We start from the raw sequence: 19717 nt of genomic DNA on the forward strand, positions 1-19717 counted from the left end.
CTCGAAGATATATGTGGGTGTGGCCACTCAAGGGGTTGCGGTGGGCAGAAGCGGCGTCCGTCACTTCCGTCGCGGGGATCTCCTGCGGCAGTCGTGATGTGATGCCGCTTTCAGTTTGCCTCGAGTATGGTCGAGACCTCGCGTCCGGAGGCCTTACGGTATCCCCATGGTGCGGACTCTGATCCTCATGCGGCACGGCAAGTCGGCGTACCCGGACGACATCGACGATCACGAACGACCGCTGGCGCCGCGGGGTCGACGCGAAGCCGGACTGGCGGGCCGCTGGTTACGCGAGACCCAGCCACCGATCGACGCCGTACGCTGCTCCACCGCCATTCGCACCAGGCAGACGCTCATCGCCACCGAGATCACGGCGCCGGTCGTCTTCGAAGCCGGGATCTACGAGGCCGCACCGCCTTCGCTCATCGAGCTGATCCGGCTCAGCGACGACGACGTGGCGACGCTGCTGGTGATCGGACACGCGCCCGGCCTGCCGTGGACGGCATGGGAATTGGCGAGCAACCGCGATTCGGCACCGGCCGTCGAACTCAGCAGGAAGTTCCCCACCTCGGCGCTCGCCGTGCTGCAATTCGACCGGCCCTGGGCCGATATCGACCCCGGGACCGGGGAGCTGACTTACTTCCATATTCCGCGCTGACCACACGCGGCTCGGCGCGCGGTCAGCGCAGTAACTTGCCGCCGACCACAACGACCGCACCGAGGATCACCAGCAGCACGAACGCGGCGAAACCGCCGAACAGCCACCACACGACGCCGAGCGCAAGCACGAAGGGCGCCACCGCGATGGCGGTGATCACCGGGCTTTCCCTGACCGTCGCCCAAGCCGAACGAGCCCTGATCCGGTCGATGTCCTTTCCAGGCATGTCCCCAGAGTAGGCCGGAAGCGGGGACTTTGTCGGTGGCTGGTGAAATGCTCGGCGGATGGACTGGAAAATCGAGCTCGTCGCCATTCCGGTGACCGACGTAGACCGCGCCAAGGACTTCTACACCAAGATCGGCTTCAACGCCGACCACGACCACCGGGTCAACGAGAACCTGCGCTTCGTTCAGCTGACCCCACCCGGTTCCGGCTGTTCCATCTGTCTGGGCGAGGGCATCACGAAGGCGGCGCCCGGCAGCGTCGAGGGCATGCAGATGGTGGTGGCCAGCGCTGAGGACGCCTACCGGCAGCTGGTCGCCGCCGGTGTGGAGGCCACTCCGGTGCAGGACCTCGGCTGGGGCCTGTTCACGTTCTTCTCCGATCCGGACGGCAACAAATGGGCCGTCCAGCAACTGCCCGACTACAGCAGCTGACCGGCTGGGTCGGGGCACCCGGCAGTACGCCGGCGCGGGGCGGCAACCCGCTGCCACACGAGGTCGCATGATTCGCCCCTCGTGTGGTCGACGGGTTCGCCGTCGGTGCACTTCGAATGGCGCCGCGCGGGCCGACATCCCACGGCGTCGACATACCCTCATGTCGGTTGACCGCCGGCCCGCCCACCGTCTCGACCGGGTGCGGAGCCGACTCGGCCCGAGGCCTCGGCACCGGCAAAAGGCAGGCCTTATCGGGCAGATGGTGCCTGCCCGCCTTCCTGTGCGCACCGGATCTTCGGAATCGGGATCGGAGTTCGGCAGAATGGACTTGCTTGGAGTGCACTCCAGGTGACTAGCGTCGTCGATGTTCAACGAGAAGGGCGAGTGCATGAGAGACATCGCACCTCAGGAGAGTGTGAGCGACTGGGAGCAACCCCGGTATTCGATCGGCGCCGCGGCCGAGCGGTCGGGGCTGAGCCGGGATACGCTGCGCTGGTACGAGCGGATCGGGCTGATGGATTACATCGGCAGGGACCACGCAGGCAAGCGCCGGTTCAGTGATCGCGATCTGGAATGGCTGACGCTGATCGGTCGCTTGCGCACCACCGGCATGTCGGTGGCGGACATGGTCCGCTACGCGGAGCTGGTGCGGGCAGGGGAGTCCACGTTCCCCGAGCGGCTGGAAATGTTCCGGAACACGCGCTCCGAGGTACTCGCCAAGATCGATGAACTTCGTCAGACCCTGGCCGTGCTGGACTACAAGATCGCCGTCTACGAGGGCAGAGCCCAGGCGGGCCGACCGGCCGTGGTCATCGCGCACGACAGCGAAGGAATCAAGGTATGAACACGGTATCGCGGAGCGAATCGATCAGGGGTGGCGCCCGGGCGACGGGTGGGTCGGACACGCTTCCCACCAGCCCGCTGGGCACCAGCGGCATCCGGGTAGGGACGCAGGGGCTTGGCTGCATGGGGATGAGCGAGTTCTACGGCCCCAGCGACCTAACCGAATCGCGGGCGACGCTGGAGCAGGCCCTGGAACTGGGTATCACGCTCTTCGACACCGCCGACATCTACGGCTCCGGCCACAACGAGGAATTGCTCAGCGATTTCGTCGGCGCCCATCGCGACCGGGTGGTGCTGGCCACCAAGTTCGGCATCGTCCGCAAGGCCGACGACCCGACCTACCGTGGCTTCGACAACTCCCCCGCCTACATCCGCGGTTCGGTGGAGGCCAGCCTGCGCAGGCTCGGGATCGACACCATCGACCTGTACTACTTGCACCGCAAGAGCCCCACCGTGCCGATCGAGGACACCGTGGGCACCATGGCGGAACTGGTACGGGAAGGCAAGGTCCGCGCACTGGGCCTGTCCGAGGTGACCGGAGCCGAACTGCGTGCCGCACACGCAGTGCATCCGATCGCCGCGGTGCAGTCGGAGTGGTCGCTGTTCTCCCGCGATGTCGAGCGGACCGTGGTGCCCGCCGCCGCGGAACTGGGCGTGACGTTCGTGCCATACTCGCCGCTCGGCCGTGGCTTCCTCGCCGGATCGTTCACCGGCGCAAGCGGATCGGCGGACGGGAAGGACTTCCGCGCCTCGATGCCGCGCTTCTCCGGCGACAACGCGGCGCACAACGCCGAACTGCTCGCACCGCTGCGGGCGATCGCGGACGCGCGCGGCAGCACGCTCGCGCAGGTCGCGCTGGCCTGGGTGCACGCGCAGGCCGGGGTGCACGACCTCGCGGTGGTCCCGATTCCCGGCACACGCAGCCGGAGCAGGCTCGCCGACAACGTGGCCGCCGCGACCGTCGCGCTGACGGCCGACGAACTGGCGACGCTGGAGCCGATCGCGGGCAAGGTGGCCGGGAACCGGTACGCGGATATGTCCTTCACCTCGGCGGGCCGGGAATAGCCAACAGCACGAGAGCTCAGGAGACAGCTGTGTCCACGTTGACGGTCAACGTCCGCTTCACCGCCAAGCCTGGCCGCGAGGCGGATCTGAAGGATCTGCTGCAGAGCATGATCGAACCGACCCTGGCGGAGGAGGGCTGTCTCGGCTACGAGCTCTACCTGCATCCCACCGATCCGAGACGGGTGGCGCTGCTGGAGGAGTGGGTCGATGCGGACGCCATGGCGACGCATTTCCGGACGCCGCACCTGAAGGCGTGCGCAGCGGCGCTGGAGGACATCCTGGTCGAGCCGTTCCAGCTGAGACGGTTCGCCGAGATCGCGTGATCCGCGGCCGCAACCTCCGGCGTTCCTCGGAGCACCGGAGGGTTGCGCGACCAGTGCCTGGTCCGTGAACCGCCCGCCCGCTGAGCACTGCGGGCGGGCGTTCGGCGTTCCACTCGGTCGGCACGTGCTCTGTCGGTTCAGATCGTGGCGAGCCCAGGAGCATTGCGGACAATGCACCAGCACACGGACCGAAGTCCGCTTATTCGGTGGTCATTGTCCGCGTGTTTACCAGTGGCGGCTAACATCCGACGAATATGAAGCCTGATGCACCCCCCGACCGCGTCTGGATCGACAAACAGACGCCGACCGCTTTCCGCGCGCTCAACAGCGTCGCGAGCGAGGTGCGGGCGGCGGGCGCCGCGGTCGGACTCGATCGCAGGATCATCGAACTGATCAACCTGCGCGTCTCCCAGATCAACGGCGGCGCGTACTGCCTGGACGTGCACTACCGGGCCGCGCTCGGGGCCGGAGCCACCGAGCAGGAGATCGCGGCGCTGCCGGGGTGGCGGCGCGGCGGGACATACACCCCGTTCGAGCAGGCCGTGCTCGCGATCGCGGAGATCACGGCGACGCTTCCGGACGAAGACACCCTGGAGCGTGAGTACGCTTTCGCTCGCAAGTACCTGACGGATGATCAGCTGTCTGCCGTCGCCTGGGTGGCGACCACGATCGGCGCGTTCAACCGCGTATCGATCCTCAGCAGGCACCCGGTCCACGCACGGAAGGAGAAGCGACCATGACCGTATCGACTCCGGAGTCCAAAGTGGTCCGCAACGACGAAAAGCATCGCTACGAGGTGTTCTACGGCGGGAAACTGGCCGGCTTCGCCGAATACGAGGAGCGCGACGACGAGACCGTGTTCATCCACACCGAGATCGACGGCGCGTTCTCCGGCAAGGGCCTCGGCACCGCCCTGGCCGAGAGCGCGATCGAGGACGCCATCGGGCGCGGGCGCGTGATCCGGCCGCTGTGCCCGTTCATCAAGGCATACCTGGAGAAGCACGCGGAATTCGACGCCCACGTCATCGGCAAGGGCGTCACTCGTGAGTGACCTCGACCCGCGGCCCGCGGAGACGCTCTGCGAGCCGGCACCCGGCCCCGGTCCTGCCGTGGAGCTGTATCCGGCGCGCGAGGTGCCGCTCGGCGGTGTCCGCGGAGTCTTCGTGGAACGCGTCCTACCGCAACGGGACCTGCCGACGGTCGGCGCGTGGTGCTTCCTCGATCACTTCGGCTCACCGACGGTCACCAAGACCGGTGCGCCGCCGGACATCGATCCGCACCCGCACATCGGCCTGCAGACAGTGACCTGGCCGTTCGAAGGCCGCATCCGGCACCGCGACTCGGTCGGCTCGGATGTGGAGATCGAGCCGGGCCAGCTGAACCTGATGACCTCGGGACGCGGCATCGCGCATTCCGAGTATGCCGTCCCGGGCGCGCCGGCCGGACACGGTCTGCAACTGTGGATCGCGTTGCCCGGCGATCAGGCCGGGATCGACCCGCACTTCGAGCAGCATCGCGAGCTGCCCGTTCTCGAAGCTCCCGGCCTACGGGCGATCGTTCTGATCGGCTCGCTGGCCGGGGTCGACTCGCCCGCGATCGCGTACACGCCCCTCGTCGGTGCCGATGTGCGGGTGGAGCCGGGCACCGACGCCACCATTCCGCTGAACCCTCATTTCGAACACGCGGTGCTGGTGATCGAGGGCAAAGTGACGGTCGCCGAGACCGAGCTGGCGCCGGGGCCCCTGCTGTACCTGGGCACCGATCGCGACGAGCTCCGGCTTGCCAGCGCGGACGGCGCCCACTTCGCGCTGATCGGCGGCGTGCCGTTCGGCGAGGAGCTGGTGATGTGGTGGAACTTCGTCGGCCGCAGCCATGAGGAGATCATCGCCGCCCGAAACGACTGGGAGAACCGCGAACTCGACCGTTTCGCCGATATCGCGGGGCACCCGCCTGAGCAGCGCATTCCCGCACCGCCACTGCCAGGCCTACATCTGAAGCCGCGCAAACGCCGAATCGGTTCGGCCAGGGACTAAGTGGCACAACGTGATTCGACCCCGTTCACTCGGGACCGAGCATGTTCCCGGTCAAGATCCAGCGGCCAACAGGGCGTCCAGCGCCCGGTAGCTCTCGTTGAGCCCGGTCTCCATGCCCGACTGCAGCATTCCGTCGCGCTCCTGCGACGTGTGGAACCGACTGTCGGTGACCACCTTCGTCCGGCCGTCACCCAGGTCGACGAAGCTGACGTTGTCGATCGCGACATACGCTGGCATACCGTCCCACTCGAAGGAGAACACGATCCGCTCCTGTGGTGTGATCTCGCGGAATCTGCCCTCGAAGCCGTCGGTTTCGCCGTCGGAGTGTTCGACGAAGCGCCAGTGCCCACCCTGGCGGAACTCCCACCGCTCGACGTCGAGCCGATTACCGCGCCCCCACCATTGGGTGAGCAGCTCGATCCGGCTGTAGGCGGCCCACAAGCGCTCGCGCGGGGCGGCGAAGATCCGCTCGATGCGGATCTCGCGGTCGGTGTCGGCGGTGACGACGGCGTCGTCGTTCGTGGTTGTACTCATCAGTCCTGCTCCGTTCGCTCGAGGAATTCACCGAGACGGTCCATCCGGGCTTCCACCATGCGCCGATGGCTCTGCATCCAAGCCACTTCGCGGTCGAAGACGTTCTCGCCGAGTCGGCAGTACCGCACCCGGCCACGCTTCTCCGTGCGGATCATGCCCGCCGCCTCCAGCAGCTGGATGTGCTTCTTCACGCCGGTCAAGGTCATCTCGAAGCGCTCGGCCAGCTCGCTGACGGTCGCGGGCCCACGGCCGAGGCGCTCCAGGATTCCACGCCGGGTGGGATCCGCGAGCGCCCCGAACGAGGCATCCAAGAAGTCATACTGAACCATCTAGTTCAGAATTGCGCGCATGAGCGAGCTCGTCAAGAGGTCGTCAGCTCTTCCTCCGGACAGCACCTTCGCCGAACAAGCTGCGCAGGCTCGAGCCGTTCGTGCCCGACTCCATCACGGTGGCCGCGATCGCGTGCGCCGCGATCGGCGCGTGGGCCGGGTGCGTCGGCGGCGGGCAGCCCGCTCTCGATACGGCGTCGGATTACGTGAACAGCATGCTCTAGCCGAAAGGGTCGGCCATTGCGTCGACGTCGGGTGCCAACGTCTGGTTGCCGATCACGCGCAGCAAGTCCAGCTTCTCGGCCGCGTCCGTGCCCGGACGCGGCAGGTAGACCAAGAGGCGCTGCGCGGCGTTGGGCGTGAGCAACGTTTCGCAGACGATGTTGATCAGGCCGACTCGCGGATGCAGGATGCGCTTGGTATCCGAAAGACGTACCGCCACTTCGTGTTCGTCCCATAGTCGAGCGAATTCCGCACTCGACGAACGCAACTTCGTGATGAACTCGGCGACATCGGCGTCACCAGCGCGGCGGGCGGCGGTGGCGCGCAGATCGGCGACGTGCCTGCGGCCCAGCCGATCCCAGTCCTCCTCCGGGAAGATGGCGCGCGCCGAAACATCGGTGAACCAGCGGTAGGCGTAGTAGCGTTCCCAGCCACGTCGCTCGCCGTGATCGCCGACGAGCAGGCTGTGCATCCGGTTCTGCACGAGCACTTCACCGAGATCGGTGACGACGGTGGCCGCTGTGTCGTCCAGCTTCGCGAGCAGGTGCATCAGACCGGGGCCGACGTGTTTGTCGGACAGCTCGCGCCCCGGCGCCGCGTGATCGCACAGGTGGTAGAGGTGATCGCGTTCGTCGCTGCTGAAGCGCAGCGCCCGCGCGAGGGAGGCAAGCACCTGCATGGACGGGCGCGGGCCACGCGACTGCTCGAGCCTAGTGTAGTAATCGGTCGACATCCCGGCCAGCATGGCGACCTCGTCCCGGCGCAGGCCCGGCGTGCGGCGCCGAATACCAGGCGGCAGCCCGACGTCCGAGGGCGTCAGCTGCTCGCGGCGGCGGCGCAGGAAGTCGGCGAGCTCGGCACGATCCATGCCACCACTCTCCCCCGAAAAGAAGCGCTCAGCCAGGGATCCCCGCTCCCCCGATAGACGATCTCTCCCGGAACTGGTCCGCGCAGGTCACGCTGGTCGCATGACGACATCGAAGATCGAAACAGTGCACCTCGGCAAGAACGGGCCGGCGGTGAGCCGCATCGGGCTCGGCGCGATGGGAATGTCCGGTATGTACGGCACCTCCGACGACGCCGAGTCGACCGCCACCATCCACGCCGCACTGGACTCCGGCGTAAACCTCGTCGATACCGGCGACTTCTACGGCGCCGGGCACAACGAGCTGCTGATCGGCAGGGCCATCGCCGAGCGTCCGCGCGCGGACGTGGTGCTGAGCGTGAAGTTCGGCGGCCTGCGCGGGCCCGGCGGCAGTTGGGGCGGCGTGGACAACCGGCCCGTCGCGCTGCGCAACTTCCTCACCTACAGCCTGCAGCGGCTCGGCGTCGACTACATCGACGTCTACCGGCCCGCCCGGCTCGATCCGAACGTGCCGATCGAGGACACCGTCGGCGCCATCGCCGAACTGATCGAGGCCGGATACGTCCGTCACGTCGGCCTCTCGGAAGTCGGCGCCGAGACCATTCGCCGTGCCGCTGCGGTACATCCGATCGCGGACCTGCAGATCGAGTACTCGCTGATCTCGCGTGGCATAGAAGCGCAGATCCTGCCCGTCTGCCGTGAACTCGGCATCGGCGTCACCGCATACGGCGTGCTGTCGCGCGGCCTGCTCAGCGACTCGATCCAGGCTGGAACCGGCTTCGCCGCCAATGATTTCCGGGCACACAGTCCGCGCTTCCAGGGCGAGAACCTGGACCGAAACCTCGAGCTGGTGCGCGCGCTCGGCACGATCGCGGCGGACAAGGGCGTCTCGGTGGCACAACTGGCCATCGCGTGGGCGCTCACCAGGGGCGATGACATTGTGCCTGTGATCGGCGCGCGGCGGCGGGAACGCTTGACCGAAACCCTTGGTGCCCTGGATATCGCGCTCAACGCGGACGAGCTGTCCACCATCGAGGCGGCAGTGCCCGCCGATCAGGTCGCGGGCGAGCGTTACGCGAGCACGCAGATGGCGTTGCTCGACAGCGAGCGCTGAGGTCGCAGCCGGAGTCGGGCAGAGTATCGACTCTGTCCAGCACTCGGATCTAATTCGGTAGCCCCCTGCTGCCGAGGCGCGCTAGCATCGCTTGTTCGTATTCGACCTGGTGAACAACCTGAGGAGGTGGGGCGGGATGACCGCGCCGAAGACCGCCGTCACACACGACGCCCGGACTGTCCACTCATCCCTGGTCCCGGTCTGATCTCGCTTCGTCCGGCGTTCGTGCTGCGAGCTATCCAGCTCGCGTGACGGTGGTGCCGTGTCCGCGACCGGGCCCGACCATCACGAATACGGAGAATCCGAGTTGAATTTCCCCATCGACTGGCGCACGCGCGCCGAAAACGATGCCGATATTCCCGCGATCCACGCGATCAACCACGCGGCCTTCGACCGGCCGGAGGAGGCCGATCTGGTCGTCGCACTGCGCGATGACCCCGCTTGGATCAACGGACTGTCCATCGTCAGCACACTGCCGGACGACACACCGGTCGGCTATGCGTTGCTGACCCGCTGCCACGTCGACACCACGCCGGCGCTGTGCCTCGGCCCGTGCGCCGTGCTGCCCGAATACCAGAAAACCGGCGCCGGTAGTGCTGTGATCCGGGCCGGGCTCGCGGCTGCGGCGCGAATGGGCGAGCTTTTCGTCATTGTGCTCGGCCATCCGACGTACTACCCGCGCTTCGGCTTCGGGAGAGCATCCGAGCACGGCATCGGCCTCAGCATAGAGGTGCCGGATGAGGCATTGATGGCTCTGACGCTCGACCCTGCTCAACCACTACCGCGCGGCACGGTTCACTACGCCGAGCCATTCGGTATCGACTAGCGAGAACCGCTGGCACACATAGGCTGACAGCGCCGACGGTGGGACGACTCAGGTCGTCCCACCCTCGGAAGTCACCCTCATGCCTCAACCATCCGTGAAACGGCGATTGCCCCGCTCGATGGGAAATTTTTACGTTTTACGGCTTTCTTGTTGGCAGGGCTCACGTCGAATGTGCTGGTAGCGCCGCCTTTCCCTACGAGCCCTTGAGCAGTCTTTACCGGTCGCGTCCCATTTCCCGCCCCCGGTCTTGGCCGTAACTATCGCCACGTTCGACGCGCGGAGCCTCGCCGTCTAGGTCTCGCTGCACCGCCGCTGACGGGGGCTGCGCCTGTCCGCGTCCCAGTAGGCTCACCAATCCGGTATCTCATCCCCGCCAGCGCGAAAAGGTATAGCGCTCTTGGCAAGAGACAATGGATCGTCGAGTAGGTCGAGTAGAGCCAAACGTACTTTGACCAAAACAACTCCGGGAGTTCGTAGATTGCTGTTCTGCCTGTGGATTGACCTCGATGAGAACCTTACGGCCGGTCAAAGATGTCTTCCCTCTGCAGGTCTTCACGAGTCAAAGTACGAAAAGCCTCTGGGTTGGTTAGGTGATCCAGTCCGCACCAGCCCGCGACGCACTCGGCCCCCGCTCCGGAATGAAGCGGGGGCCGAATACTGTCGTGCTCTGCCGAACTACCGGTAGTCGCTGAACCCGTAGTCGTCCAGCGGGACCGCGGCACCCGTGGTCTGGCCGAAGCTTTCCGGGGTGTAGTAGGTGTCGTCGTAGGACGGCACCGCGTACGCGGCGGCGCGGGCTTCTTCGGTCGGCTGCACCTGGATGTTGCGGTAGCGGTTGATACCGGTACCGGCCGGGATCAGCTTGCCGATGATCACGTTCTCCTTGAGGCCGATGAGCTTGTCGGAGCGGCAGTTGATCGCCGCGTCCGTCAGCACTCGAGTGGTCTCCTGGAAGGACGCCGCCGACAGCCACGAGTCGGTGGCCAGCGACGCCTTGGTGATACCCATCAGCACCGGGCGACCCGCCGCAGGCTCGTTGCCCTCGGCGACGACGCGGCGGTTGGATGCCTCGAACTCGGCACGCTCGGTGAGCGAGCCGGGCAGGAACTCCGTCGCACCCGAGTCGATGATGGTCACGCGACGCAGCATCTGGCGAACGATCACCTCGATGTGCTTGTCGTGGATCGACACACCCTGCGAGCGGTAAACCTCCTGGACCTCGTGGACCAGGTGGACCTGAACCTGCCGGGGGCCCATGATGCGCAGCACCTCATGCGGATCCGCCGCGCCTTCCAGCAGCTGCTGGCCGACCTCGACGTGGTCACCGTCCGAGAGCAGACGCTCGGTGCCGTCGTCGTGCTTGAACACACGCAGACGCTGCCGCTTCGAGAGCTTGTCGTAGACAACCTCTTCGCCACCGTCATCCGGGATGATGGTGATCTTGTAGAAGCGATCGTCGTCCTCCAGCCGCACGCGACCGGAGACCTCGGCGATGGGCGCCTTGCCCTTCGGCACGCGAGCCTCGAAGAGCTCCTGAACACGCGGCAGACCACCGGTGATGTCGTCGCCCGCGACACCACCCTGGTGGAAGGTACGCATGGTCAGCTGGGTACCGGGCTCACCGATGGACTGCGCGGCGACGATACCGACGGCCTCACCGATGTCGACCAGCTTGCCGGTCGCCATGGAGCGGCCGTAGCAGGTCGCGCACACGCCGGTGCCGGTGGTGCAGGTCAGCACCGAGCGGACCTTCACCTCCGTGATGCCCGCATCCAGCAGCGCCTCCAGCGCCGGGTCGCCCAGGTCGGCGCCCTTGCCCACCACCACGTTGCCCGCGGCGTCCACCGCGTCGGCGGCGAGGGTGCGCGCGTAAGTGGAGGTCTCCACGTGCGCGTCGCGGATGATCGAGCCGTCGAGCAGCTTCTCCGCGATCGGCACCACGATGCCGCGCTCGGTGCCACAGTCGTGCTCGCGCACAATGACGTCCTGCGAGACGTCCACCAGACGACGGGTCAGGTAACCCGAGTCGGCGGTACGAAGCGCGGTGTCGGCCAGACCCTTTCGGGCACCGTGGGTGTTGATGAAGTACTCCAGAACCGTCAGGCCCTCACGGAAGGAGGACTTGATCGGTCGCGGGATGAACTCACCCTTCGGGTTCGTCACCAGGCCCTTCATACCGGCGAGGGTACGGGTCTGGGTGAAGTTACCCGTGGCGCCCGAGTCGACGATCGTGATGATCGGGTTGTCGGCCGGGTAGTGCGTGCGCAGCGCCTTACCGACCTCTTCGGTCGCCTCCTGCCAGATCTTGACCAGGGCGTTGTTGCGCTCCTGGTGATCGAGCGCACCACGCTGGTACTTCTTCTCGATCTGATCCGACTGCGCCTCGTAGCGCTCCATGATCTCGGCCTTCTCCGGCGGCACGAGCACATCGGACATGGAGACCGTCACGCCGGAACGCGTGGCCCAGTAGAAGCCCGCGTCCTTGAGCTTGTCGACGGTCTGCGCGACCACGATCATCGGGTAGCGCTCGGCGAGATCGTTGATGATCGTCGCCTGACGCTTCTTCGGCATCTGCTCGTTGATGAACGCGTAGTCCACGGGCAGCAACTCGTTGAACAGCACCCGGCCCAGCGTGGTCTCGGTGATCCACGCGTCACCGCGCCGCCAGCCCTCCGGGAACCGCTCCGCCTCGACGTCCTTCGGCGGACGCTGGTCGGTCAGCCGGACCTTGATCAGCGAACGCACGGTGAGCTCACCGCGGTCCACCGCCATCTGTGCCTCGGCTGGCGAGGAGTACACGCCGTGTTCCGGCGCGTCCTTGGTGGCCGGACGGTACGAACCCTTCGCGCCCTCTTCCAAGCGGGTCAGGTAGTACAGGCCGGTCACCATGTCCAGGCGCGGCATGGCCAGCGGACGACCCGAGGCCGGCGACAGGATGTTGTTCGAGGACAGCATCAGGATGCGGGCCTCGGCCTGCGCCTCCGCCGACAGCGGCAGGTGCACGGCCATCTGGTCACCGTCGAAGTCGGCGTTGAACGCCTCACAGACCAGCGGGTGCAGCTGGATGGCCTTGCCTTCCACCAGCTGCGGCTCGAAGGCCTGAATGCCGAGGCGGTGCAGGGTGGGCGCACGGTTGAGCAGCACGGGGTGTTCGGCGATGACCTCTTCGAGGACGTCCCACACCTGCGGCCGCTGCCGCTCCACCATCCGCTTGGCCGACTTGATGTTCTGTGCGTGGTTCAGGTCGACCAAGCGCTTCATCACGAACGGCTTGAACAGCTCCAGCGCCATCAGCTTGGGCAGACCGCACTGGTGCAGTTTCAGCTGCGGGCCTACAACAATGACAGAGCGACCGGAGTAATCCACACGCTTACCGAGCAGGTTCTGCCTGAACCGGCCCTGCTTGCCCTTGAGCAGATCGGACAGCGACTTGAGCGGACGATTGCCCGGCCCGGTGACCGGGCGACCGCGGCGGCCGTTGTCGAACAGCGCGTCGACGGACTCCTGCAGCATCCGCTTCTCGTTGTTGACGATGATCTCGGGCGCGCCGAGGTCGATCAGTCGCTTGAGGCGGTTGTTGCGGTTGATCACGCGGCGGTACAGGTCGTTCAGGTCGGAGGTGGCGAAGCGGCCACCATCCAGCTGAACCATCGGGCGCAGCTCCGGCGGGATCACCGGAACAGCGTCGAGCACCATACCCATCGGCGAGTTGCCGTTGGATTGGAAGGCCGCGACGACCTTGAGCCGCTTGAGCGCGCGCAGCTTCTTCTGGCCCTTGCCGCTGCGGATCGTCTCGCGCAGCAACTCGGCCTCGGCGTCGATGTCGAAGTTCTCCATCAGCTTCTGGATGGACTCCGCACCCATGGCGCCGGTGAAGTACTCGCCGTAGCGGTCGATCAGCTCGCGGTAGAGCACCTCGTCCACGATCAGCTGCTTGGGAGCCAGCTTGGTGAAGGTGTTCCAGATCTCCTCCAGCCGGTCCAGCTCGCGCTGAGCACGGTCGCGGAGCTGGCGCATCTCGCGCTCGCCGCCGTCCTTCACCTTGCGGCGCACGTCGGACTTCGCGCCCTCGGCCTCCAGCTCGGCCAGGTCGGCCTCGAGCTTCTGTGCGCGGGCCTCGAGGTCGGCGTCGCGTTGGTCGGCGACCGCCTTCTTCTCGACCTCCATCTCGGCCTCGAGGGTGGACACCTCGTTGTGCCGCAGCTCGTCGTCGACGGCCACGATGACGTAGGCGGCGAAGTAGATGATCTTTTCCAGATCCTTCGGCGCCAGGTCGAGCAGGTAGCCCAGACGCGAGGGCACGCCCTTGAAGTACCAGATGTGGGTGACCGGCGCGGCCAGCTCGATGTGGCCCATCCGCTCACGGCGCACCTTGGCGCGAGTCACCTCGACGCCACAGCGCTCACAGATGATGCCCTTGAAGCGGACACGCTTGTACTTACCGCAGTAGCACTCCCAGTCCCGGGTGGGACCGAAAATCTTCTCGCAGAACAAGCCATCCTTCTCCGGCTTGAGCGTGCGGTAGTTGATGGTCTCCGGCTTCTTCACCTCACCGTAGGACCACTGGCGGATGTCGTCGGCGGTGGCAAGGCCGATCCGGAGTTCATCGAAGAAGTTGACGTCTAGCACGTAACTTCCTTTCCCCTATGCGGGTCGAATTCGAGCAAAAGTTCACTAGTTGGTGTCTTCCGAGCGTTCGCTCGGCCGAGCACTCTTGCAGAGCGCGGGAGGCCGGACGCCGTTCGCGGGGAGCGGCATCCGGCCGACCGCCTAGTTCGCCAGATCGTCGACGGTGGCCGCTTCATTCCTCGACAGGTTGATGCCCAGGTTGGCCGCCGCGCGCTCCAGATCCTCGTCGTCGCCGTCGCGCATCTCGATCGCGGCGCCGTCGGACGACAGCACCTCGACGTTGAGGCACAGCGATTGGAGTTCCTTGAGCAGAACCTTGAACGATTCCGGAATGCCCGGCTCCGGAATGTTCTCGCCCTTGACGATCGCCTCGTAGACCTTCACACGGCCGACCACGTCGTCGGACTTGATGGTCAGCAACTCCTGCAGCGTGTACGCCGCACCGTAGGCCTGCATGGCCCAGCACTCCATCTCACCGAACCGCTGGCCACCGAACTGCGCCTTACCACCCAGCGGCTGCTGGGTGATCATCGAGTACGGGCCGGTCGAACGGGCGTGGATCTTGTCGTCGACCAAGTGGTGCAGCTTGAGGATGTACATGTAACCGACGGCCACCGGGTACGGGAACGGCTCGCCCGAACGTCCGTCGAACAGCGTGGCCTTGCCGTCGTCGTCGACCATGCGCTCGCCATCGCGGTTCGGCAGCGTCGAGGCCAGCAGACCGGTCAGCTCCTCCTCGCGCGCGCCGTCGAAAACGGGCGTAGCGATGTTGGAGTCGGCCGGAGCACCCAGCATCTCGTCCGGCAGCGCCTGCGCCCAGTCCGGGCGGCTGCCGTCGGCGATGTCGACCTGCCAACCCGCCTTACCGATCCAGCCCAGATGGGTCTCCAAGATCTGACCGATATTCATACGACGCGGCACACCGTGCGTGTTCAGGATGATGTCGACCGGGGTGCCATCAGGCATGAACGGCATGTCCTCGGTAGGCAGGATCTTGCCGATCACACCCTTGTTACCGTGCCGACCCGCCAGCTTGTCACCATCCTGGATCTTGCGCTTCTGCGCCACATACACACGCACCAGCTCATTGACACCCGGAGGCAGATCGTCATCGTCCTCACGCGAGAACACGCGGATACCGATAACCTTGCCGGACTCACCATGCGGCACCTTCAACGAAGTGTCCCGCACCTCGCGCGCCTTCTCACCGAAGATCGCCCGCAACAACCGCTCCTCCGGAGTCAGCTCGGTCTCACCCTTCGGCGTGACCTTGCCGACCAGGATGTCACCATCCCGAACCTCCGCACCGATACGCACGATGCCACGCTCGTCCAGATCGGCCAGCACCTCATCGGACACATTCGGGATATCCCGCGTGATCTCCTCGGCACCCAGCTTGGTGTCACGAGCATCGATCTCGTGCTCTTCGATGTGGATCGAGGTGAGAACATCCTCTTCCACCAGGCGCTGCGACAGGATAATCGCGTCCTCGTAGTTGTGGCCCTCCCACGGCATGATCGCCACGAGCAGGTTCTTACCCAGAGCCATCTCACCGTTCTCGGTGCACGGACCATCAGCCAGAACCTGACCATGCTCGACCCGCTGACCCTCGTCCACGATCGGACGCTGGTTGGAGCAGGTGCCCTGGTTGGAGCGGTTGAACTTCCGCATCCGATAGGACTTGCGAGTACCGTCATCGGCCATCACGGTGACATAGTCGGCCGAAACCTCCTCGACCACACCAGCCTTCTCGTTCACCACGACATCACCCGCGTCCACCGCCGCACGCAACTCCATACCCGTGCCGACGATCGGCGCCTCGGAACGGATCAGCGGAACGGCCTGACGCTGCATATTCGCACCCATCAAGGCACGGTTGGCATCATCGTGCTCGAGGAACGGAATCATCGCCGTCGCGACCGACACCATCTGACGCGGCGACACATCCATGTAGTCGACCTCGGACGCCGCGACGAGCTCGTTCTCTTCGTTGCCTCGGCGACACAGCACGCGGTCCTCGAGGAAGTGGCCCTCCACATCGACCGGCGAGTTGGCCTGGGCACGAACGTGCCGGTCCTCCTCGTCGGCGGTCAGGTAGCGGACCTCATCGGTCACCCGGCCGTCGACGACCTTGCGGTAGGGGGTCTCGATGAAACCGAACGGGTTGACCCGTGCGTACACCGACAGCGAACCGATCAGGCCGATGTTCGGGCCTTCCGGGGTCTCGATCGGGCACATACGGCCGTAGTGCGACGGGTGGACGTCACGGACTTCCAGACCGGCGCGCTCACGGGACAGACCACCCGGGCCCAGCGCCGACAGGCGGCGCTTGTGGGTCAGACCCGACAGCGGGTTGTTCTGGTCCATGAACTGCGACAGCTGGGAGGTTCCGAAGAACTCCTTGATCGCGGCCACGACCGGACGAATGTTGATCAGGGTCTGCGGCGTGATCGCCTCGACATCCTGAGTCGTCATCCGCTCGCGGACCACGCGCTCCATGCGGGACAGGCCGACCCGGATCTGGTTCTGGATCAGCTCGCCGACGGTGCGCAGGCGACGGTTGCCGAAGTGGTCGATGTCGTCGACCTCGACCGGGACTTCCTGGCCGCCGGGGGCGGTCATGGCACGGTCACCCGAGTGCAGACGCACCAGGTACTCGATCGTGGTGACGATGTCTTCCCTGGTCAGCACCGAGCCGATGACCTGCTCACCGAGGTGGATGCCGAGCTTCTTGTTGATCTTGTATCGACCGACGCGAGCCAGGTCGTAGCGCTTCTCCTTGAAGAACAGGTTCTCCAGCAGGGTCTGCGCGGACTCCTTGGTCGGCGGCTCGCCCGGACGCAGCTTGCGGTAGATGTCCAGCAGCGCCTCGTCCTGACCGGCGGTGTTGTCCTTCTCCAGGGTCGACATCATGATCTCGGAGAAGCCGAAACGCTCGACGATCTCCTCGGTGGTCCAGCCGAGCGCCTTCAGCAGCACGGTGACCGGCTGGCGGCGCTTGCGGTCGATGCGCACACCCACGGTGTCCCGCTTGTCGACGTCGAACTCCAGCCACGCGCCACGGCTCGGGATGACGCGCACGCTGTGCAGGTCCTTCTCCGTGCCCTTGTCGACGGAGTGGTCGAAGTAGACACCCGGCGAGCGCACCAGCTGTGAGACGACGACGCGCTCGGTGCCGTTGATGATGAACGTGCCCTTGTCGGTCATCATCGGGAAGTCACCCATGAAGACCGTCTGGCTCTTGATCTCACCGGTGTTGTTGTTGATGAACTCCGCGGTGACGAACAGCGGCGCCGCGTAGGTCATGTCCTTGTCTTTGCACTCGTCGATCGAGGCCTTGACCTCTTCGAAGCGTGGGTCGGAGAAGGACAGGGACATGGAGCCGGAGAAGTCCTCGATCGGAGAGAGCTCCTCGAGTACCTCCTCGAGTCCGCCGACTAGGCCGACATCACCACGAGCGGCGGCACGCTCGCGCCAATCCGGCGAACCGATCAACCAGGCGAATGATTCCGTTTGTAGATCGAGAAGTCCGGGCACCTCCAAGGGTTCACGGATCTTCGCGAAAGACACCCGCAACGGGGCTCCGGGGATTCCGGCAACTGCCTTGGTCTGGGTGGAGACTGCCAAGATGCGTCCTTCCAGCACCTCACGCGCGTCGCGTGGTGGTCCGCGACCGTCGCTTGTCTGCTACGAATTCCGCTGGTTACAACCCGAACGAAACTCGAACAGGCACCAACGAAAGTAACACCGGAAGGGTGGAACTTACGTGTGCTAATCGAGGTATGGACAGGAGGCAGCCAGCGCAACGTCCAAACCTACACCCATGTACACGGAGGTGTCAAAGTACCACCCGTGTGAACGCCCGCGTGGCTGGCGCGCCGGGCCGAATACGCTGGCTGCGTCCTGAGCCCGTGGTGCGCTGAAGCCACCGTGACAGCTGCCGCTGTTGTGAATAGCGTGACGGGTCGGGCGAAACTCGTCAAGTGGCAGGACCGGCCGAGGCGCCTGCGAGATCGCCTGGCGCGCTGCGCTATCCCGGTGTATGCCCTGACACTCACTGGTCGACGATGTCGCTGGCCAGCCAGCGACCGTCCACCTTCTGCATATGCAGGACGACCGGGCCTGCGACACTCTGCTGAGCGACGCCGTCCTTGGTGGCGCTCACCACCAGGTTGACAAGCAGCTCCGCGCGGTCTGCTGTGAGCAACGACACCGCGATCGGATCCGCTTTGGCGTCGGCGCTGGTCTGCGCCTGCTTGACCGCAGAGATGGTGGTGTCGGCGTACTTGCCCAGGTCGGCCCGCATCTTTCCGGTGAGCACCTGCTCGGCCGTGCCGCGGTAGCCGTCGATGCTCTTGACGTCATAGGCGTAGACGGTCTGCAACGCGTGGTCCGCGGCCGCCCGCACCTCCTGGGTGGCCTCGTTGTTCACGAACGCCTGGTTCGAGGTGTCCACGCCGGGCCGCTTCGCGGCGACCACCGCGAAGGCGCCGAGCAACACCGCGGCGATCAACAACCCCGCGACGAGCGGCCAGCGCGGGCGTCCCGCGCCGCTGCCCTGCGATCGAGCCGCGATCTGCGCGACGACCTTGCGGAACCGCGACGGGGCACGATCCTGCTCTGGGCGCTGCTCGGCACCCGACTTCCCGCGCGCGATGGCGGGGCGGGAGGCACCCGCCACCCGCGACCTACCACTCGGCGTGGGGCGCTCAGTACGTGGGGTGGCGGCACGCGACGGTTGCTCGGCGCCGGTGCGGCGCTTGGAGGTCACCCGGTTGACCGGTCGGCGAGACGTCATGGGTTGTCCTCCTACGATCCCGGCTTAGGCGCGGCGGGCGGCTGGTCCGCGGGCGGCGCGGGCGACTGCCGGCCGGGTCCACCGTTCAACAGCACCGGCTGGCTGAGCGAGGAGATCTGCTCGGCCTTCCAGATTTCGCCGTTCTTGGCCACGTCGACACTCCAGGTGTAGCGGTACTCCGCGGGCGGCTTGTCCTTGCCCGTCTCCGTCACCTGCAGGACGACCAGCGCCGATGCCTTGTCCTGCTCGCTGTTGAGCGTGGTGAGTGCGGCGCCGAGCACCTTCGACGACATCCCTACACCGGTTTGCTGGGCCAGCTTCTCGGCCTGGTCCTTGTTCTTGGTGGCCGAGTCGAGCAGCGCGCCGGTCATCGAGGACCTGGCCAGTGCGAGCGAGCCCGGCACGTCGTCGAGGTTCATCGAGGTCATGTTCAGCGCGGCCTGACGGGCAGCGTCCAGCGCGGTGTCGCGGGCGTCGGCGCGCGGGCCGTCGGTCAACGCGGCGCGCACCCAGCCCGTGCCGAACCAGGAGGCAGCGATCAGGGCGACCACCAGGAGCGCGGCCGAGCCGACGAGCGCGAATCTACCGAGCGCCGCCGGGCGGACGGAGCGCTTCGACACACTTTCCGACCCGCCGGAAGTGATCTTCGCTCCGTCGGCGACTTCCTCGACCGGCGAATCCGCAGCCACGGCCGCGTCGGCGTCGGGCGCAGCCACGGACGCCACCACGACGTCCAGCGCTTCTGGCTCCGTCGCATCGGCCTGCTTGGATAGATCCGCGGTCACGCCTGTTGTTCGCTCGCTACGCTCACTCACGCGAGAC

19 protein-coding genes are annotated in these 19717 nt (G+C 66.1%); 11 read left to right on the forward strand and 8 right to left on the reverse strand.

Translation table 11 applies throughout. The features are described 5' to 3' along the window. The first annotated feature begins 166 nt into the window (after nt 1–166). Nucleotides 167–658, forward strand: coding sequence for a SixA phosphatase family protein (locus tag OHB12_RS21315; protein ID WP_327110346.1), 492 nt, complete (start codon nt 167–169; stop codon nt 656–658). A 22-nt stretch (nt 659–680) separates the two neighbouring features. Here the strand turns inward: OHB12_RS21315 and OHB12_RS21320 are convergent, their stop codons facing one another. Then, complete coding sequence (locus OHB12_RS21320) at nt 681–884, reverse strand: hypothetical protein (protein ID WP_327110347.1); 204 nt, start codon at nt 882–884, stop codon at nt 681–683. 58 nt (nt 885–942) lie between these two features. Between OHB12_RS21320 and OHB12_RS21325 the strand changes: the two genes are divergently transcribed. The 7 genes from OHB12_RS21325 (at nt 943) to OHB12_RS21355 (ending at nt 5578) form a co-directional block, all read left to right on the forward strand. After that, nucleotides 943–1314 carry a VOC family protein gene (locus OHB12_RS21325; RefSeq protein ID WP_327110348.1) on the forward strand — a complete coding sequence of 124 codons (372 nt, stop codon included), beginning with the start codon at nt 943–945 and terminating at the stop codon, nt 1312–1314. A 388-nt stretch (nt 1315–1702) separates the two neighbouring features. Further along, complete coding sequence (locus OHB12_RS21330) at nt 1703–2158, forward strand: MerR family transcriptional regulator (RefSeq protein ID WP_327110349.1); 456 nt, start codon at nt 1703–1705, stop codon at nt 2156–2158. Next, entirely contained in the window at nt 2155–3222 is a 1068-nt protein-coding gene (locus tag OHB12_RS21335) for an aldo/keto reductase (protein WP_327110350.1), read from the forward strand. The genes OHB12_RS21330 and OHB12_RS21335 overlap by 4 nt, the downstream gene beginning before the upstream one ends. 29 nt (nt 3223–3251) lie before the next feature. Next, the gene (locus tag OHB12_RS21340; RefSeq protein WP_327110351.1) at nt 3252–3545 is read left to right on the forward strand and encodes a putative quinol monooxygenase; all 294 of its coding nucleotides are present in this window, start codon (nt 3252–3254) and stop codon (nt 3543–3545) included. Nucleotides 3546–3799: 254 nt separating this feature from the next. Continuing rightward, complete coding sequence (locus OHB12_RS21345; protein WP_327110352.1) at nt 3800–4285, forward strand: carboxymuconolactone decarboxylase family protein; 486 nt, start codon at nt 3800–3802, stop codon at nt 4283–4285. Next, nucleotides 4282–4596 (forward strand): GNAT family N-acetyltransferase, encoded by a 315-nt coding sequence (locus tag OHB12_RS21350; RefSeq protein ID WP_327110353.1) that lies wholly within the window; start codon nt 4282–4284, stop codon nt 4594–4596. The genes OHB12_RS21345 and OHB12_RS21350 overlap by 4 nt, the downstream gene beginning before the upstream one ends. Beyond that, the gene (locus OHB12_RS21355; RefSeq protein WP_327110354.1) at nt 4589–5578 is read left to right on the forward strand and encodes a pirin family protein; all 990 of its coding nucleotides are present in this window, start codon (nt 4589–4591) and stop codon (nt 5576–5578) included. The genes OHB12_RS21350 and OHB12_RS21355 overlap by 8 nt, the downstream gene beginning before the upstream one ends. 51 nt (nt 5579–5629) lie before the next feature. Here the strand turns inward: OHB12_RS21355 and OHB12_RS21360 are convergent, their stop codons facing one another. Continuing rightward, nucleotides 5630–6112, reverse strand: coding sequence for an SRPBCC family protein (locus OHB12_RS21360; protein ID WP_327110355.1), 483 nt, complete (start codon nt 6110–6112; stop codon nt 5630–5632). Further along, entirely contained in the window at nt 6112–6441 is a 330-nt protein-coding gene (locus tag OHB12_RS21365) for an ArsR/SmtB family transcription factor (RefSeq protein ID WP_327110356.1), read from the reverse strand. The genes OHB12_RS21360 and OHB12_RS21365 overlap by 1 nt, the downstream gene beginning before the upstream one ends. Nucleotides 6442–6542: 101 nt before the next feature. Between OHB12_RS21365 and OHB12_RS21370 the strand changes: the two genes are divergently transcribed. Next, nucleotides 6543–6665: a hypothetical protein gene (locus OHB12_RS21370; RefSeq protein WP_327110357.1), complete on the forward strand. Its 123-nt coding sequence runs from the start codon at nt 6543–6545 to the stop codon at nt 6663–6665. Here the strand turns inward: OHB12_RS21370 and OHB12_RS21375 are convergent. Next, complete coding sequence (locus OHB12_RS21375; protein ID WP_327110358.1) at nt 6662–7531, reverse strand: helix-turn-helix transcriptional regulator; 870 nt, start codon at nt 7529–7531, stop codon at nt 6662–6664. The two genes, OHB12_RS21370 and OHB12_RS21375, sit on opposite strands and share 4 nt — an antisense overlap. 100 nt (nt 7532–7631) lie before the next feature. Here OHB12_RS21375 and OHB12_RS21380 point away from each other — a divergent pair, with 100 nt between their 5' ends. Next, nucleotides 7632–8642, forward strand: a complete 1011-nt coding sequence (locus OHB12_RS21380; protein ID WP_327110359.1) for an aldo/keto reductase — start codon at nt 7632–7634, stop codon at nt 8640–8642. Between the two features lie 307 nt (nt 8643–8949). Then, entirely contained in the window at nt 8950–9468 is a 519-nt protein-coding gene (locus OHB12_RS21385; RefSeq protein WP_442800120.1) for a GNAT family N-acetyltransferase, read from the forward strand. Nucleotides 9469–10143: 675 nt separating this feature from the next. On the opposite strand, the gene OHB12_RS21390 is transcribed toward OHB12_RS21385, so the two are convergent. From OHB12_RS21390 to OHB12_RS21405, 4 genes are all read right to left on the reverse strand, one after another. Further along, nucleotides 10144–14097: a DNA-directed RNA polymerase subunit beta' gene (locus tag OHB12_RS21390; protein ID WP_327110360.1), complete on the reverse strand. Its 3954-nt coding sequence runs from the start codon at nt 14095–14097 to the stop codon at nt 10144–10146. 141 nt (nt 14098–14238) lie between these two features. After that, entirely contained in the window at nt 14239–17742 is a 3504-nt protein-coding gene (gene rpoB / locus OHB12_RS21395; protein ID WP_327110361.1) for a DNA-directed RNA polymerase subunit beta, read from the reverse strand. A gap of 409 nt (nt 17743–18151) precedes the next feature. Further along, nucleotides 18152–18895 (reverse strand): hypothetical protein, encoded by a 744-nt coding sequence (locus OHB12_RS21400; protein WP_327110362.1) that lies wholly within the window; start codon nt 18893–18895, stop codon nt 18152–18154. 11 nt (nt 18896–18906) lie between these two features. Next, nucleotides 18907–19710 (reverse strand): hypothetical protein, encoded by an 804-nt coding sequence (locus tag OHB12_RS21405; protein ID WP_327110363.1) that lies wholly within the window; start codon nt 19708–19710, stop codon nt 18907–18909. Nucleotides 19711–19717: the final 7 nt, after the last annotated feature.

The organism is Nocardia sp. NBC_01730 (assembly GCF_035920445.1).
Classification (GTDB): domain Bacteria; phylum Actinomycetota; class Actinomycetes; order Mycobacteriales; family Mycobacteriaceae; genus Nocardia.

What these genes read in the sequence shown, in the direction of transcription:
- OHB12_RS21365 (WP_327110356.1), bottom strand. Translation starts at nt 6,441, where the DNA reads ATGGTTCAGTATGACTTCTTGGATGCCTCGTTCGGGGCGCTCGCGGAT.
- OHB12_RS21375 (WP_327110358.1), bottom strand. Translation starts at nt 7,531, where the DNA reads ATGGATCGTGCCGAGCTCGCCGACTTCCTGCGCCGCCGCCGCGAGCAG.
- OHB12_RS21400 (WP_327110362.1), bottom strand. Translation starts at nt 18,895, where the DNA reads ATGACGTCTCGCCGACCGGTCAACCGGGTGACCTCCAAGCGCCGCACC.
- OHB12_RS21330 (WP_327110349.1), top strand. Translation starts at nt 1,703, where the DNA reads ATGAGAGACATCGCACCTCAGGAGAGTGTGAGCGACTGGGAGCAACCC.
- OHB12_RS21315 (WP_327110346.1), top strand. Translation starts at nt 167, where the DNA reads ATGGTGCGGACTCTGATCCTCATGCGGCACGGCAAGTCGGCGTACCCG.
- OHB12_RS21345 (WP_327110352.1), top strand. Translation starts at nt 3,800, where the DNA reads ATGAAGCCTGATGCACCCCCCGACCGCGTCTGGATCGACAAACAGACG.
- OHB12_RS21380 (WP_327110359.1), top strand. Translation starts at nt 7,632, where the DNA reads ATGACGACATCGAAGATCGAAACAGTGCACCTCGGCAAGAACGGGCCG.
- OHB12_RS21325 (WP_327110348.1), top strand. Translation starts at nt 943, where the DNA reads ATGGACTGGAAAATCGAGCTCGTCGCCATTCCGGTGACCGACGTAGAC.
- OHB12_RS21320 (WP_327110347.1), bottom strand. Translation starts at nt 884, where the DNA reads ATGCCTGGAAAGGACATCGACCGGATCAGGGCTCGTTCGGCTTGGGCG.
- OHB12_RS21335 (WP_327110350.1), top strand. Translation starts at nt 2,155, where the DNA reads ATGAACACGGTATCGCGGAGCGAATCGATCAGGGGTGGCGCCCGGGCG.
- OHB12_RS21350 (WP_327110353.1), top strand. Translation starts at nt 4,282, where the DNA reads ATGACCGTATCGACTCCGGAGTCCAAAGTGGTCCGCAACGACGAAAAG.
- OHB12_RS21360 (WP_327110355.1), bottom strand. Translation starts at nt 6,112, where the DNA reads ATGAGTACAACCACGAACGACGACGCCGTCGTCACCGCCGACACCGAC.